This is a genomic window from Wocania ichthyoenteri Th78, from assembly GCF_000789235.1.
GTDB lineage: Bacteria > Bacteroidota > Bacteroidia > Flavobacteriales > Flavobacteriaceae > Wocania_A > Wocania_A ichthyoenteri.
Map to the genome: position 1 here is coordinate 3,349,457 of NZ_KN525716.1, position 16,127 is coordinate 3,365,583.

Here is a 16,127-nt window from a genome sequence, read left to right on the forward strand (position 1 = left end):
AATACTGTTGTTACCTTATTAAAGTTCAGTTATCATGAATATAATTATCATAGAGGTGATTTTTACTATGGATTACAAGAAAATGTCAAATTATTATGATTGAACTGTATTAAATGTTTAAGCAAGAAAGCTCTTAAGGCCTCACTTAAAGCTTGACTATTTATAGTGAGGCTTTTTTGTTTTAAGGTTTACCTTGAATTATGAATTTATTTGTTTGATTAGTTATAATATTTACTAGTTTAGCAATAGAATACTATGAAAAATTTTCTTCTATTTATTTGCATTATACTATCAAATAGTATCTTTTCACAAGAATCCTCCATTGCTACTAAATTCAGTGAAGATGGTACTTTATATGATAGTTTAAGTGCTTCTTCTACATCTTTGTCTCAATTTAAAAAAAATGAAGACTGTATAGTAATTAGTTACTTAGGGAAAGATTATTATAAAGTAAAATACAAAGATTGGTTTGGGGTTGTGAGTTCAGATTATTTGGTAATTTCTGAAGAAGTGATGAATCTTTACTACGATTACCAAGATAAAGCAAGACAAAAAGTTATTGAAGAGAGGGAAAAAAGGCAAAAGCGCTTGCAGGAGATACAGTATAATAGTCCAGAGCAAAAAGAAAAGCGTAGACAGGACTCCATAGTTAAGGCTCAAGAAATAGAAAGGCAACATTTGGCAGAAGAAGAATTCCAGCGAAAAAAAGCTGCATTACGAGCTCTTAAAATAAAGGATTCCATCGCTAAAGCTAAAGAAGCCGAAAAGCAACGATTAGCTGCTCAGGAGTTAGCTCGCAAACAAGCGGAGGAAAAAGTAAAACGTGAACGCGATTCCATAGCCAAAGTTCAAGAAATAGAAAGACAACGTTTGGCAGCAGAAGCGTTGTTACGTAAACAAGCAGAGGAAAAAGCAGAACGTGAACGAGATTCAATTGCTAAGGCCAAAGAGCTTGAAAGACAACGTTTAGCTGCTCAAGAGTTAGTTCGCAAACAGGCGGAAGAAAAAGCAAAGCGTGAACGAGATTCTATTACTAGGGCTAAAGAATTAGAAAGGCAGCGTTTGGCAGAAGAAGAATTCCAGCGAAAAAAAGCTGTATTACGAGCTCTAAAAATTAAAGATTCAATTGCTAAAGTTAAAGAATTAGAGAAGCAACGTTTAGTTGAGCAAGAGTTAGCACGCAAACAAGCAGAAGCGAATGCGCAACGTGAACGCGACTCCATAGCTAAAGCTCAAGAAATAGAAAGACAACGTTTGGCTGCGCAGGAGTTAGCACGTAAACAAGCAAAAGCAAAACGTGAACGAGATTCTATTGCTAAAGTGCAAGAATTAGAAAAGCAACGTTTAGCAAAGGAAGAGTTCCAGCGTAAAAAAGCCGTATTGCGAGCTCTTAAAATAAAGGATTCCATCGCTAAAGTTAAAGAAGCAGAAAAGCAACGCTTAGCAGCAGAAGCATTATTACGCAAACAGGCAGAAGAAAAGGCAAAACGCCAAAGAGATTCTATTGTTAAAGCTACGGAAACAGAAAAACTTATTTCAAAAAAATTGGAAGAACCAAATACTTGTAAATATCTAATTAATGAGTATGATGAATTTTATAAAGAGCAGTTAATTAGGACAGATCTTTATAGGTTAAATAAAAACCTAACTATAGAGTTATATAAACAAGGTAAAACCGTAAGTGTTTTTCTAAATTTATCAGAAAATCTTGGTTGCGCCAGTTATTTAACAAGTAATAGGTCTTCAGTAAGAATTCAACTAGAAAATAACCAAACAATTACGTTGTACCATTCTTGGAATATTGATTGCGAAAATTTTAATTTTAAAGGAAAAATATCTAATTCGCAAATGCAAAAACTAAAAGTCTCTCCTATTAAATCAATATTCTTTAAAGGAACAAAAGGATCAAGTGAGATAAACCAAATAGATTATAAAACGTTTTTTATCGAAAAACTATCATGTATTGAGTGAATTTTTAGTGTTTAATTTGCTTTAGTACAAATGATTACAATTTTATTATCATTAAAATCAGTAGTAAAGAACAAGTACTGGTTTCCACCTTCTTTGATATTGAATTTTTTTCTGATATTTTGAACCGTTTCAGAAAAGTTTCTAATGGTAATATTTGCCTTTTTAAAACCTTCTTTTTTCAACTCTTTTTTATTGAATGGCAAGATGTTTTCAATTTTAAAACATCTACCAGGAAAATCTAAAAGTTGTTCGCTAGTATATAAATGAGAATGTTGATGCAATTTAAAAACGCCTATTTTTTTAGAAATAGAATGAAATCCACCGGCTTTTAAAATAGCAGAATTAGGTTCGTATAAGTAGGAGAGTGGTACTCTGTAATTCGATTGCGCAAGCTTTTCTTCACCTAATAAAAAATTAAAATGTTCGTTTTTGTCTTTTTTAATATTAACGGTTTCAACAGAAATTTCTTCTGAATAATTGCGTTCTAAAACCCAAAGTAATTCTTTTACTTCATTATTTACAGCAATAACGTGAATAGTTTTTACGTGCTTTAATTCATTGATTCCAATTGAAAAATCGAGTAGTGGTGAGGTTTTAATTAATATGTTTTTTGAATATTTTAAAAGTAAATCTAAATGTTCAGGAACATTGGGCAAGCAATCATTTAAAAAGAAGACTTTGCCTTTACTATCGTGTCGCCTTGAAGGGTCTATATAAATCCAATCGTGTAATTTTTTACTTGATTTTAAATATTCAATACCATCAATACAACGTGTTTCTATATTTTGAATATCTAATTGTTTGTAATTATGTTTTACAATTTCTGAAAGCTTATCATTTATCTCACAATGTTCAACAGTTTTAAAGCGTTTTGAAAAATAATAACAGTCTACCCCAAATCCACCAGTTAAATCTATAATGGAGTTACCAGAAATTAAACTAGATTTATATTTTGCTGTGATTTCAGATGATGTTTGCTCAATGTTTAATTTGTTTGGGTAGTAGATGTTTTCAGTATTAAACCAGATTGATAATTTTTTTTCACAACGTTTTTTAGCCTCTATTTGTTCGATAATCTCTTTAGTTTCAACCTTATTAAAAGCAATACCTTTTAAAAGTAATTTAGAAATATTACTATTTAAATTATTATTTATGAACTCTTGAATATCTGTATTTAAAATAGAATGATTCAATAGAAATTATAGCCCTTTAGTCAGCTTTTTTACAATCTTGTTTTCAGATAAAAACTCCTTTAAAATCACTTTTATTGCCGTATAAGCTGGTACAGCTATTATTAAACCAATAACACCAAAAAGAATGCCTGTGATTAAAATTACTAGAAATATTTCTAATGGATGCGACTTGACACTTTTTGAAAATATGATGGGTTGACTTCCAAAATTATCAATGAGTTGACCAATAATAAATACAATAAAAACCCAAATAGTTTTTGGTAAAATAATACCACTAAACGATTCGCCAAGGTTGCTCGTCATAGTTAACGTAATCATTAAAAAACCACCTATTAAAGGGCCTACATATGGAATTAAATTTAGCAAAGCGCATAAAAAAGCAATAACAACAGCATTTTCTACACCAATAATTAAAAGCCCAATGGTATAAATTATAAACAAGATGAGGATTTGAAAAATGAGTCCGACAAAATATCTTGAAAGTAAATCTTTAATTTTAGTTGAAGAGTTTTTCCAACGCGTTTCTTTATTATCTGGGATAAAAGTTAAAATGCCATTTTCAAACAATTTACTGTCTTTTAAAAAGAAAAATGAGATAAATAGCACTGAAAACAAGCCAATGCTAAAACTACCCAAACCGCTTACAAATGAGTTTAAAAAGTTAGGAATTATAGAGTAATCAATTTTAGTTAATAGGTTAGAATCTTTAATAGATTGTTCGATATCAATTTGATTCAATTCAAAATAAGCGATTATTTCTCTATATAAATCTTCAATATTGTTTTGTAATTGCTCAATATTTAAGAGTGATAAATTATGACCTTGCTCAATAACTAGCGGAATAAACAAACTCACTAAACCAATAAATAAACCAATTAAAACAACCATAGTTACAATAACCGCAATGGTGTTTTTAAACTTTAATTTCCGTTGTAAAAACAATACAATAGGTCGGCCAATTAGTGAGATAACTGCTGCAATTGAAACATAAACGATTACAGATTGTATTTGATATAAAAAGTATAGTACTAAGGCGATGCCAAGTACAATAGAGATAGCTTTTAAAATACCGTTTGATATAGTGTTAGAGTTCATGTAGTAAATATACTATTATTTGTAATTATGAATGAAGAACCACTATAGTAATTTTTTAGTAAAAAATTTATTGACTTAAAAAAAGAATGAACAGATTGCTCAGTCCTTACATTCTCGCAATGATGTTATAAAAGTTGTTTAGTCATTTCGTATAAAACAATATTTGTAGCCTGTACTACATTCATGCTACTATTTTGGCCAAACATATCAATATGAATTATAGTGTCTGAAATTTTTAGAATATGCTCAGAAACTCCAAAATTTTCGTCGCCAATAATTAAAGCGATTGGTTTTTTTTTTGAAAATTTAAAAGTATGAATGGGTTTACTTGTAGTCGTAATTTCTAATGAAATGATTTGATAATTTTCATTTTTTAAATTTTGAATAACTTCTGAAGCTGATTGTTGTATTTCATAAGTCACCACTTTTTCTGTGGCTCTTGAGGTTTTTGCCATTTTTCGCCCAAGCGGAATATGCTCACCGCAAAGGATAAGTTTTTCAACGCCAAAAGCATCAGCAATTCTAAATAGGCTTCCAATATTTGGTGCATTAGTAACATTGTCACAAACCAATATTATTGGGAATTTTTGCTTTTTAAAGTTGGTATTGTAGTGGGAGAGTTGCAAGTACTGTTTATTTGTAAATTCGTTTTTCTTTTAGTTGTTTTTTATTCTGAAATCAAAAGTATTAATCTGAAATAGTAATTGTTTCTTTATTGTTTAAAAGAAAATATAGTATAATTGTTAATATCAGAAGAAATAAAACAACTTTTAATATTACTATTAGTAATTCCTTTAAGGTATAATCTTTATTAGAATCAATTTCAAAAAAGAATTCAATTAAAGTTAACAATAAATCTTTCATAGACATTCGTGAATTCGTGGCTGCTTTTTTTAATTCTCAAAAGCATATTTAACGATATTAGCACCCATTTTTAGTGCTTTTTCTCTGATATCTGGAGCATCGTTGTGTACTTCAGGGTCTTCCCAACCATCGCCTAAATCACTTTCATAGGTAAACAGCAATACCATTCTACCTTTATAAAACATACCAAATGCTTGTGGGCGCTTGCCATCGTGTTCATGTATTTTAGGTAAGCCTTTTGGGAATTTATATGCTGTATTAAATGTTTTATGAGTTGCAGGTAACTCTACTAATTCCTGATTTGGAAATACCTTTTTTAGTTCTTTGGTAATATATGGTTGCATACCATAGTTATCATCAATGTGTAAAAAACCACCAGAAATTAAATAGTTTCTTAAATTTTCAGCATCAACATCACTAAAAAACACATTGCCATGTCCGGTCATGTGTAAAAACGGATATTGAAAAATATCAGAGCTACCTACTTCAACAGCTTGCGGTTTTGGGTTTATTTTAGTGTTAATGTTGTCGTTACAAAACTTGATTAAATTGGGTAATGCTGTTGGGTTTCCGTACCAATCGCCACCACCTTTATATTTTAGGATTGCCAAATCTTGACTGAAAGAGAATAAAGAAAAGAGAGTAAAGAAAAGAGAAAAAAATAGTTTCATAGATTGTTAACAAATATGAATGTTAAAAAATTAGTTTAAATATATGATTAAAAATAATATTACGGTTTTTATATTTGTAAAAAGTAAAACCACTTCAATACAAAAGAAGTGGTTTGTAGATAAAAGGTCTATTTGTCTCTGTTAGCTCAAATACAACATGAATCAGAGGCTTATAGATCTTTAGTGTTTTACAAAGATAAACTTCGGTTTTAACAAATTTCGAGAATTCTTCTTTAGGTTTTTAACTAGTAGTCAACAATTTAACTGTTAATAACTTGGTTTTTTTGTTAGGAACTAGTTTATAAAATACAGATTTTTAATTATCCGTTTATAAACGCCACGGAATGACAAGCAACTATAGCAGCGGTTTCAGTACGTAATCTGGTTTCTCCCAAAGTTACGGGAATAAAATTATTATCCAGTGCTATTTCTATTTCTTTAACAGAAAAATCGCCTTCGGGTCCAATTAAAATAGTTATGTTTTGATTTGGCTTTAACTGTTGTTTTAAAGATTTTCTATCTGTTTCTTCGCAATGCGCTATAAACAAACCACCTTTAAACTCTTGTTTTATAAAGTTTTTAAAAGGTACAGCTTCATTCAGTTTTGGTAAATAACAATTTAATGATTGTTTCATTGCCGATTGCAAAATCTTTTGGTAGCGTTCTGGTTTTATAATTTTTCGTTCACTATGGTCGCAAATAATAGGTGTAATGCTATCGATACCAATTTCGGTAGCTTTTTCTAAAAACCATTCGTAGCGGTCGTTCATTTTTGTTGGTGCTACAGCTAAATGTAAATTATAATCTCGTTTGGGTTGTAATGTTTTTGAAACAATAGTAGCCACACATTTATTAATATTTGGTATGGTAATTTCAGCAGTAAATAACCAGCCATTGCCGTTTGTAATATGCAATGTATCACCAATATTTTTACGTAATACTTTTACAATATGTTTGCTTTCTTCTTTTGCAAAAGTAAATTGAGTCGTGTTTTCGGTGATTTCTGGATTGTAGAAGAGTTGCATATTGCTAAATTAACTTTATTTTTTTCGGTTTAATAATAATTTCACTAATGATAAAACTAGATTAATCAAAAGGAGTAGCTGGACTAAAACAAACAAGAAAAAAATAAAACTCAAAAAAATATTTTTATTTGATAAATCATCAAACAATGGAAAGTTTGAATTCTTTCTTACTGGTTTAAAATTGTAATAAAGTTGTCCGATAATATAAAAAATAAAACATCCAATACTAATAAGAGTATGCGTTGTAGTTAGAAATTTATGTAATTTAATCTTTTTTGAAAGGAAATAAATAAGACCAATAAATGTGAATAAAAAGGAAAATATTTTTCCTAAATGAGAATAAGCAATAATGAAATAAGTGTCATGAACATTAATGACTATTTCATCATCAGATTTGTATATAATTAAGGTTAATAACAAAATCATTAATCCAGTTATCCAAAAATAAATATGTGGTTTAGCAAATTTCATTTAATCAATTATTCGTGAATTCGTGGCAAAACCTAAATCTTCAATCGCGCAGAAGCCATTACATCCTGTTCAGCAAAATCGCCTTCTAAATATTTTAAATAGCCCACAATAGCAATCATAGCAGCATTATCGGTGGTGAATTCAAATTTGGGTACATAGGTTGTCCATCCAAATTTTTGTTCGCCATCTTTAAGGGCTTGTCGAATCCCAGAATTTGCTGAAACACCTCCACCAATAGCAATGTGTTTAATTTTAGTTTGTTTGGTAGCAAGTTTTAACTTATCAATTAAAATACCAATAATAGTGTATTGAATGGAGGCACAAATATCGTTTAAGTTTTCTTCAATAAAATTTGGGTTGGTTTTTACTTCACGTTGAATAAAATACAAAATAGCCGTTTTTAAACCAGAAAAGCTAAAGTTTAAGCCATCAACTTTTGGTTTCGTAAACTGATATGCTTTCGGGTTTCCTAGTTTTGCACGTTTGTCAATTTCTGGTCCTGCAGGATAACCCAAACCGAGAATTTTACCACTTTTATCAAAGGCTTCTCCAACGGCATCATCTATGGTTTCACCAATAACAGTCATGTCAAAATAATTATCCACTTTAACAATTTGCGTATGTCCACCAGAAATAGTCATTGCTAAAAAAGGGAACGGTGGTTTATCAAACCCTTCTTCATCAATAAAATGTGCTAAAATGTGTGCTTGCATGTGGTTAACATCTATTAGAGGAATATTTAATCCGTAAGCAAAAGACTTAGCAAACGATGTTCCTACAAGTAAAGATCCCATTAAACCTGGTCCACGTGTAAAAGCTACAGCATGTAGTTGTGATTTGTTTATATTAGCTTTTTTTAAAGCCTGATGCACCACCGGAACAATATTTTGTTGGTGTGCTCGTGATGCTAATTCTGGCACAACACCACCAAACTCTTCATGTATTTTTTGACTCGCCACAACATTGCTTAAAATTTTACCGTTGTGTATTACAGAAGCTGCAGTATCGTCGCATGAAGACTCAATTCCTAGAATGTAAATATTTTGTGAAGACATTAATAAAAATTAGGCACAATAATTGTTAATTTTGAAAACAGATAAACGTCTGATTACTTCGTTATATTCGTAATTACAAAACTACTCATTTATTTTTGTAATGGAATATAAAATAGATTAAGTAGTTTACCTTAGACAAAAAGTTTAAAATAGACAACAGCTAAGGACATGTCGTTTATTCTTAATAAAATTATAACTTTAACGCATATCAAAAAAGCACTAAAAACAATATCAAAAATAGCAGGCATTTTACTGCTTCTTTTCATCATTTTGGTGTTGGTGCTTTCTATTCCATTTGTTCAAACAAGTTTAGGAAATCATGCTACCAAAAGGCTTAATAGCGAGTTTGGTACTAATATAAACATAGATAAAGTTGGATTACAGTTTAATGGCGATGTTGAATTAAAAAGTATTTATATTGAAGACTATAAGCAAGATACCCTTATAAATATAGCAGAACTAAATACCTCAATTTTAAGCTTTAGAAATTTATACAATGGCAAATTGGTTTTTGGCGATATAGATATTATCGATTTGGTTTTTAATATTAAAACTTACAAAGATACTACCGATACCAATTTAGATATTTTTGTAGCAAAGTTTGATGATGATAACCCAAGACGAGAAAAAAGTGATTTTTTACTATCCTCTAGCGATGTATCTATTTACAATGGACATTTTAAATTATTAGACGAAAACAGGGAAGTTTCAAAGCGATTAGATTTTAAAGATTTAAATATTAACGCCACCAATTTTTTAATTAACGGTAGTGATGTAAGTACTAGAATTAATACACTAGCCTTTAAGGATAGCAGAGGCGTTGTTGTAAAAAACTTGATGACTAATTTTAGTTACACATTAACAAACATGATCTTTGATAACTTGAAAATTAAAACGCCAAATTCTGAATTAAAGGGCGATTTAAAATTTTCGTACAATCGAGAAGATTTACAGTTTTTTGAAGATAAAGTTTTAGTCACTGCAAGTTTTAAAGATTCTGATATTTTACTTAATGAATTAAATACGTTTTATAACGAATTCGGGACAAATCAACATGCTCAATTTAGTGTTGATTTATCTGGAACTTTAAACGATTTACAGACCACAAACTTAAGATTAAATACAAGCAGAAACACCAAAATTTACGGCGATATAAGCTTTAAAAACTTATTTAGTAAAGACGAAGGCGATTTTTATATGAATGGGAGGTTTAGAAATTTATCCTCAACGTATAAAGATTTAAAAGCACTATTACCAAATGTTTTAGGAGCTGCAATCCCATCCTCATTTGACAGATTAGGTAAGTTTAAAATTGTTGGACAATCTCAGGTTACAGCTTCAACTATAAATGCAGATATTGAAATTGATACCGAATTAGGCTTTGTTGATTCGACACTTGAAATAACAAAAATTAATGACATTGATAACGCATCGTATAAAGGAAAAATAATTTTTGAGAATTTTGATTTAGGCGTATTAATTGAAGATCCAAAAGTTGGTTTAACGTCGCTTAATTTTAATGTAAACGGTACTGGTTTTGTTGCAGAAACTATAGATACACAGGTTGATGGTGATGTTTTCGAAATAATATATAATAATTATAATTATCGTAAAATTGATGTAGCAGGTAATGTTAAAAACAAAATATTTGATGGTAACTTAATTGTAAACGATAAAAATTTACAATTAAATTTTAATGGATTAGTTGATTTTTCTGAAGCAGTTAAAAAATATGATTTTGAAGCTAAAGTAGATTATGCCAATTTGAATGCTTTAAACTTTATAAAAAAAGATAGTATTTCAATTTTTGAGAGTCGTGTAAAAATGAATATGAATGCTAGTAGTTATGATGATGCTTATGGCAAAGTAATATTTAAAAATACCTCATATAGAAATCAAAAAGACACGTACTATTTTGATGAGTTTGAAATATCATCAAGATTTGATAACAATATACGTTTTATAGAAATTAACTCTCCAGATATTATTGAAGGTAGCCTAGAAGGAAAGTTTGTGTTTAAAGATATTGGTAGGCTTTTCGAAAACTCATTAGGTCATATTTATACCAATTATATTCCGCATAAAGTAAGAGGAAATCAAAGCATCAATTTTAATTTTAAAATTTACAATAAAATAGTTGAAGTCTTTTATCCAGAAATTCAATTAGGTAAAAACACCTTTGTCCGTGGTCGAGTTGAGAGCGACGAAAAAGAATTTAAGCTCACATTTAAGTCACCTAAAATTAGATTGTTAGACCATTTTGCAAATAATATAGAATTACAGGTAGATAATAATAATCCGTTATTTAATACCTACGTAGAGGTAGATAGTATTAATACAAAATACTACAATGTATCTAAATTTAATTTAATTAATGTAACAGTTAACGATACTTTGTTTATGCGTTCTGAGTTTAAAGGTGGTAAACGGAATAACGATATATTTAACTTAAGTTTTTATCATACTATTAATGAAGAGAACGAGTCGGTAATTGGATTTAAAAAATCCGATGTTACCGTTAAAGACAATAAATGGTATATTAATGAAGATAAGGACAGATTTAATAAAATTTCGTTTAGTAAGAAGCTTACATCTTTTAATATCGATAAGTTTAAAATAAATCATGGAAACGAAGAAATTAGGCTTTCAGGGTTTTTAAAAGATTCAACTCAAAAAGATTTAAAACTTAATTTTAAAAATGTTGATCTAGCAAAAATAACACCAGACATAGATAGTTTATCGCTATCTGGAAATGTAAATGGTAAGTTAGATATTCTTCAAAAAAACGGAAGTTATCTACCAAATTCATCTATTGTTATAGACCATTTACAAGTTAATAATTTTCCTTTAGGAGATTTTGATGCCACTATAACTGGTAATGAAGATTTAACCAACTATAATGTTAATGCCATTATTAAAAACGATTATGCAAAGTCTTTTAGTGCTGTTGGAGATATAAGTGTAGTAGGGAAACAATCAAATATTGATGTCGATTTAACTTTTGATGAATTTAATCTACAACCACTAAATCCATTGCTGCAAGATGTTTTATCAAATATTAGAGGGCTTGTTTCTGGAGAAGCCAATGTTGTTGGAAATTTAAAACAACCAGATATTGAAGGGAAACTTACTTTGAATAGTTCTGGGTTTGGTATACCATATTTGAATATAGATTATAATTTTGCCGACAAGACTTCAGTTAGATTAAAAAACCAGAGTTTTATTTTTAACAATCTTCAATTAACCGACACAAAGTTTAATTCATCAGGGCAATTAAACGGCTCGCTAAGTCATGTAAATCTCTCAAAATGGAGTTTAGATTTGAATATCAATACTAACAGATTACTAGTGTTAGACACTAAAGAAAGCGAAGAGGCTTTATATTTTGGTACAGGTTTTATTGGAGGCAGTGCGAGTATAAAAGGGCCAACTGATGAATTGGTTATTAATGTTATTGGAGAAACCAAAAGAGGTACTGTGTTTAAAATACCGCTTAATGATACGGAGTCTTTTGGAGATAATTCGTTTATTCATTTTATAACAAAAGAAGAAAAGCTGGCCAAAGAACAAGGCGTAGATATTATTTTTGAAGATATTAAAGGACTTGAGTTAGATTTTGATTTAGATATCACTGAAGATGCCGAGGTGGAAATTATTATAGATAAAAACACAGGACACGCTTTAAAAGGAAGAGGAAGTGGCGGACTTTTAGTAGAAATTAATACTAACGGAAAGTTTAATATGTGGGGCGATTTTTCGGTGTTTGAAGGGGTTTATAATTTTGCCTTTGGTGGCTTAGTACAAAAGGAGTTTATTGTGCAGCCTGGAGGAACACTAGCTTGGAATGGAGAACCATTAAATGCTAATATTAGAATGGATGCCATATACAGAACACAAGCAAATCCATCTCCTTTATTAGATAACCCAATTAATAGAAGTATTCCAGTAGAGCTTAAAATTAGCTTAACCGGAGCTTTAGAACAACCAAAACCTGAATTTGAATTTGAGTTTCCTACTGTTAACTCTACCATCAAGTCAGAGTTACAATATAGATTGGAGTCTGTTGACGATAGACAAAACCAAGCTTTATATTTATTGTCAACAGGATCATTTTCGCGCGGATTAAACGATCTTAATTTTTCTGGAACTATAGCAGAACGGCTTAATGGTATTGTAAATGGTATTTTTTCTAGTGAAAATGGAAAGTTCGATTTTGGAGTTAATTATGAGGTTGGAGAAAATCGTCCAGATTATAAAACTGATGATAGAGTAAGTGCAACCATTCAAACAAAAATTAGCGATAAAGTATTTATTAATGGTAAATTAGGAGTGCCAGTTGGTGGTGCAACCGAAACTGTAATTGCTGGAGATGTTGAAATAAATTTTTTATTAAATGATGAAGGTACATTAACCGCAAAGGTATTTAATAGAGAAAATAGTATCCGTAATTTTGGTGAAGCTATTGGTTATACTCAAGGTGTTGGTTTATCATATAATGTAGATTTTGATACTTTTAAGGAATTAATTCAAAACCTTTTCAAAAAGCAACCAGATAAAGAAATATCTAGTGAAACAGAAAAGAAAGAGGAAAGCGATGCCTCTCCAAGTTTTATTACCCACAAATCATCTTCAAAAAAAGATAATTAGCAATTTTTACAACATTTTGTTGCATATTTTTTTATAAAAACGTTTTTTTTATTAACTAAAACGTTATAGTTTAACAGCTATCGTTAAAATATGATATATGTTATAAAATTATAATATTAGTTTACTAATTTTACTTCATAATTATAAGATTAATGCCAAATAAGATAAAAAAAATAGGAGTTTTAACATCTGGAGGAGATTCTCCTGGGATGAATGCAGCAATTAGGTCCGTTGTAAGAACTTGTGCGTATCATAATATAGAATGTGTTGGTATTTACCGTGGATATGAAGGCTTAATAGAAGGCGATTTTAAATCTATGGATGCCAGAAGTGTAAAAGGAATAATAAACAAAGGTGGTACTATATTAAAATCGGCACGCTCAAAAGAATTTAGAACTAAAGAAGGCAGACAGCAAGCCTTTAATAAATTAGTTGAAGCTGGTATTGAGGGTTTAGTTGTTGTTGGTGGCGATGGATCTTTTACAGGTGCTATGATACTTAATAAAGAATTTGATTTTCCAGTAATGGGAATACCAGGAACTATTGATAATGATATTGTAGGAACAACACATACCTTAGGCTTCGATACGGCTTTAAATACTGTAGTAGATGCTATAGATAAAATACGAGATACAGCAAGTTCACATAATAGATTGTTTTTTATTGAAGTAATGGGGCGCGATGTTGGTCATATTGCTTTAAATACAGGAATAGCTGGTGGTGCTGAAGAAATTTTAATCCCTGAGGAAGATTTAGGATTAGACAGATTGGTAGAATCTTTAAAACGAAGCAGAAAATCAGGAAAAACATCAAGCATTGTTATTGTAGCTGAAGGCGATAAAATAGGTAAAAATATTTTTGAGCTTAAAGATTATGTTGATGAGAATATGGAAGGTTACGATGTAAGGGTTTCAGTACTTGGGCACATGCAACGTGGTGGTTCGCCATCTTGTTTCGATCGTGTTTTAGCTAGTAGAATGGGTGTAAAAGCAGTAGAATCATTATTAGAAGGAAAATCTAATTTTATGGTTGGTTTACAAAATAACAATATGGAATTAACACCTTTAGATAATGCTATAAAAGGAAAAACAAAAATAAATTTAGAATTATTGCGTGTCTCAGATATTATGAGCACTTAAACATTAATAAATAAGAATATGTCAAAATTGAAAATTGGAATTAACGGATTTGGTAGAATTGGTAGAATTGCTTTTAGAATAGCAGCTGAAAGACCAAATGTTGAAGTAGTAGGAATTAATGACTTGTTAGATGTTGAGCATTTAGCATATTTATTAAAATATGATTCGGTACACGGTAAGTTTGATGGTACTATTGAAACAAAAAACGGAAACTTAATTGTTAACGGAAATGAAATAAGAATTACTGCTGAACGTAACCCAGAAGATTTAAAATGGAACGAAGTTGGAGCAGAAGTAGTTTTAGATTGTACAGGTATATTTACAAACCTAGAAGGTGCAGGAAAACACATTACCGCAGGCGCTAAAAAAGTAGCCATATCTGCACCATCTGCGGATGCGCCAATGTTTGTAATGGGCGTTAACCATAAAGATATCACAGCAGCAGATACTATTGTATCAAATGCATCTTGTACAACAAACTGTTTAGCACCTTTAGCTAAAGTAATTAACGATAAATTTGGTATTGCTGAAGGTTTAATGACAACCGTTCATGCTGCAACAGCAACACAATTTACTGTTGATGGGCCATCAAAAAAAGATTTTAGACTAGGTCGTGCATCTTTAAATAATATTGTGCCAGCTTCAACAGGAGCGGCAAAAGCAGTAGGTAAAGTCATTCCAGAATTAAATGGAAAATTAACAGGTATGGCATTTAGAGTACCAACTGTTGATGTATCTGTAGTAGATTTAACTTGTCGTTTAGAAAAAAGCGCATCTTGGGATGAAATAAAAGCGGCTTTAAAAGATGCTTCAGAAAATGAATTAAAAGGCATTTTAGGTTATACTGAAGAAGGTGTAGTATCACAAGATTTTGTGTCTGAACCTAAAACAAGTACATTTGATGCTAACGCAAGTATGGCATTGAACGATAATTTTGTTAAATTAGTATCTTGGTACGATAACGAATATGGCTATTCATCTAAATTAGTAGATTTAGCACAGCATATTGGTTCAATATAATATTAATATAATTCCACAGAATTATCGTGTACATGCATAATGATTCTGTGGTTTTTTACTTTTAAGTTTATGATTTTAGTTGTTGATAGTGGTTCTACAAAATGCGATTGGATTGCAGTAGATAATAATGGTAATCAGTTGTTAGAAAAAATGCGGACTAAAGGTCTTAACCCTGCAATACTACCAGAAAAGAAACTCAGAAAAATAATTAGAAAAAATGAGGATTTAAAGGCTAATAGAGAGCAGGTTACCAATATTTACTTTTATGGCGCTGGTTGTGGCACAGAAAAACCCAAAGCGCTTTTAAAAGGTGTGTTAGAAGAAATATTTGTAAATGCGGTAATTGAGGTTGAAGAAGATACTATGGCTGCGGTTTATGCTACTATTAATAGTATAAATGAAGCTGCTGTTGTTTGTATTTTAGGTACAGGCTCTAATTGTAGTTATTATGATGGTGAAAAACTCCATCAACGCGTTAGATCTTTAGGATATTCAATTATGGATGACGCTTCAGGTAATTATTATGGACGTCAACTAATTAGAGACTATTACTTTAATCATATGACCGAAGATGTTAAAATTGCTTTTGAAACTAAGTTTAATGTTGAAGATGATTACATAAAATACAACTTATACAAACAACCAAACCCAAATGCATATTTAGCAAGTTTTGCAGAGTTTATGTTTTTGCATAAAGATTCAGAATATATCGTTAATCTTATAAAGAAAGGAATTCGATTGTTTGCAACCAACATGATTATGCAATACAAAGAAGAGCTAAAAACCGCTCCTGTACATTTTGCAGGATCAATTGCTTTTTTCTCACAAAATGAAATAAAAGAAGTTGCCGACGAAATGGGGTTTAGAGTGGGTAATTTTGAGCGAAGACCCATAGAAGGTTTAGTGGCATTTCACACCAATAAGTTGTAACTTTGTCTAAAATTATTCGTTAAGTTAATCCTAAAAATAATAGTTT

At 30.4% G+C, this 16,127-nt stretch carries 11 protein-coding genes; 5 read left to right on the forward strand and 6 right to left on the reverse strand.

Annotation, left to right across the window (positions count from 1 at the left end):
- Nucleotides 1-255: 255 nt before the first annotated feature.
- The gene (locus tag RG22_RS14645) at nucleotides 256-1,971 is read left to right on the forward strand and encodes a coiled-coil domain-containing protein (RefSeq protein ID WP_034044618.1); all 1,716 of its coding nucleotides are present in this window, start codon (nucleotides 256-258) and stop codon (nucleotides 1,969-1,971) included.
- A gap of 11 nt (nucleotides 1,972-1,982) precedes the next feature.
- Here RG22_RS14645 and RG22_RS14650 read toward each other — a convergent pair whose 3' ends face one another.
- The 6 genes from RG22_RS14650 to tsaD all read right to left on the reverse strand — a co-directional run bounded on the left by RG22_RS14650 (nucleotide 1,983) and on the right by tsaD (nucleotide 8,345).
- Nucleotides 1,983-3,164 (reverse strand): THUMP-like domain-containing protein, encoded by a 1,182-nt coding sequence (locus tag RG22_RS14650; RefSeq protein ID WP_034044620.1) that lies wholly within the window; start codon nucleotides 3,162-3,164, stop codon nucleotides 1,983-1,985.
- 6 nt (nucleotides 3,165-3,170) lie between these two features.
- A complete protein-coding gene (locus RG22_RS14655; protein WP_034044622.1) occupies nucleotides 3,171-4,259 on the reverse strand; it encodes an AI-2E family transporter in 1,089 nt (362 codons plus the stop codon).
- A 125-nt stretch (nucleotides 4,260-4,384) separates the two neighbouring features.
- A complete protein-coding gene (locus RG22_RS14660) occupies nucleotides 4,385-4,885 on the reverse strand; it encodes a TrmH family RNA methyltransferase (RefSeq protein WP_034044623.1) in 501 nt (166 codons plus the stop codon).
- 267 nt (nucleotides 4,886-5,152) lie between these two features.
- The gene (locus RG22_RS14670) at nucleotides 5,153-5,794 is read right to left on the reverse strand and encodes a DUF4159 domain-containing protein (RefSeq protein WP_034044627.1); all 642 of its coding nucleotides are present in this window, start codon (nucleotides 5,792-5,794) and stop codon (nucleotides 5,153-5,155) included.
- A gap of 320 nt (nucleotides 5,795-6,114) precedes the next feature.
- A complete protein-coding gene (locus tag RG22_RS14675) occupies nucleotides 6,115-6,819 on the reverse strand; it encodes a 16S rRNA (uracil(1498)-N(3))-methyltransferase (RefSeq protein ID WP_034044629.1) in 705 nt (234 codons plus the stop codon).
- A gap of 503 nt (nucleotides 6,820-7,322) precedes the next feature.
- Nucleotides 7,323-8,345: a tRNA (adenosine(37)-N6)-threonylcarbamoyltransferase complex transferase subunit TsaD gene (gene tsaD / locus RG22_RS14685; protein WP_034044632.1), complete on the reverse strand. Its 1,023-nt coding sequence runs from the start codon at nucleotides 8,343-8,345 to the stop codon at nucleotides 7,323-7,325.
- A 168-nt stretch (nucleotides 8,346-8,513) separates the two neighbouring features.
- On the opposite strand from tsaD, the gene RG22_RS14690 reads away from it, so the two are divergent.
- The 4 genes from RG22_RS14690 (at nucleotide 8,514) to RG22_RS14705 (ending at nucleotide 16,081) form a co-directional block, all read left to right on the forward strand.
- Nucleotides 8,514-12,992: a translocation/assembly module TamB domain-containing protein gene (locus RG22_RS14690; protein ID WP_081997740.1), complete on the forward strand. Its 4,479-nt coding sequence runs from the start codon at nucleotides 8,514-8,516 to the stop codon at nucleotides 12,990-12,992.
- A 152-nt stretch (nucleotides 12,993-13,144) separates the two neighbouring features.
- Nucleotides 13,145-14,131, forward strand: coding sequence for a 6-phosphofructokinase (pfkA, locus tag RG22_RS14695; protein ID WP_034044634.1), 987 nt, complete (start codon nucleotides 13,145-13,147; stop codon nucleotides 14,129-14,131).
- An 18-nt stretch (nucleotides 14,132-14,149) separates the two neighbouring features.
- Entirely contained in the window at nucleotides 14,150-15,151 is a 1,002-nt protein-coding gene (gap, locus tag RG22_RS14700) for a type I glyceraldehyde-3-phosphate dehydrogenase (protein ID WP_034044637.1), read from the forward strand.
- A gap of 69 nt (nucleotides 15,152-15,220) precedes the next feature.
- On the forward strand, nucleotides 15,221-16,081 hold the full coding sequence (locus RG22_RS14705) for a BadF/BadG/BcrA/BcrD ATPase family protein (protein WP_034044639.1): 861 nt from the start codon (nucleotides 15,221-15,223) through the stop codon (nucleotides 16,079-16,081).
- Nucleotides 16,082-16,127: the final 46 nt, after the last annotated feature.

Coding starts and splice junctions, on each gene's coding strand:
- RG22_RS14705 (WP_034044639.1), top strand. CDS start 15,221: ATGATTTTAGTTGTTGATAGTGGTTCTACAAAATGCGATTGGATTGCA.
- RG22_RS14670 (WP_034044627.1), bottom strand. CDS start 5,794: ATGAAACTATTTTTTTCTCTTTTCTTTACTCTCTTTTCTTTATTCTCT.
- pfkA (WP_034044634.1), top strand. CDS start 13,145: ATGCCAAATAAGATAAAAAAAATAGGAGTTTTAACATCTGGAGGAGAT.
- RG22_RS14645 (WP_034044618.1), top strand. CDS start 256: ATGAAAAATTTTCTTCTATTTATTTGCATTATACTATCAAATAGTATC.
- gap (WP_034044637.1), top strand. CDS start 14,150: ATGTCAAAATTGAAAATTGGAATTAACGGATTTGGTAGAATTGGTAGA.
- RG22_RS14690 (WP_081997740.1), top strand. CDS start 8,514: ATGTCGTTTATTCTTAATAAAATTATAACTTTAACGCATATCAAAAAA.
- tsaD (WP_034044632.1), bottom strand. CDS start 8,345: ATGTCTTCACAAAATATTTACATTCTAGGAATTGAGTCTTCATGCGAC.
- RG22_RS14675 (WP_034044629.1), bottom strand. CDS start 6,819: ATGCAACTCTTCTACAATCCAGAAATCACCGAAAACACGACTCAATTT.
- RG22_RS14655 (WP_034044622.1), bottom strand. CDS start 4,259: ATGAACTCTAACACTATATCAAACGGTATTTTAAAAGCTATCTCTATT.